Source organism: Thiorhodococcus minor (assembly GCF_010820565.1).
Classification (GTDB): domain Bacteria; phylum Pseudomonadota; class Gammaproteobacteria; order Chromatiales; family Chromatiaceae; genus Thiorhodococcus; species Thiorhodococcus minor.
This window is the reverse complement of record NZ_JAAIJQ010000380.1, coordinates 1-319: the sequence shown is the minus strand read 5'-3', so window position 1 is coordinate 319 and position 319 is coordinate 1. Positions and strand designations below refer to the sequence as shown.

Annotated in this window: 1 pseudogene; it reads left to right on the top strand. The window is 68.0% G+C overall.

The annotated features are described in order from the left end of the window. Positions 1–319, top strand: a pseudogene (locus G3446_RS27380) (group II intron reverse transcriptase/maturase); the annotation flags it as partial.

Below are 319 nucleotides of genomic sequence, written 5' to 3'. Positions count from 1 at the left end.
GCTGTTGCGATTTGGCTCGCACGCGCTTGGCCAGCCGCATGAGCGCGGGAACGAGCCACGGACCTTCAGCTTCCTCGGCTTCACCCACTACGTGGGCCGAAGCCGTCGCGGGCGGTTCGTGGTCGGGCGCAAGACCGACGGCAAGCGCCTGGGCAGGAAGCTCAAGCAGCTCAATGAGCGACTGCGCGCCCTGCGCAGCCAAGGTGGCGCGGCCATGCTGGCCTATCTCACTCGCCACCTGCGTGGGCACATCCAGTACTACGGCGTCAGCGGCAACAGCCGCGCCCTGGCCGGGTATCTCTACCAGGCCACGCGACTG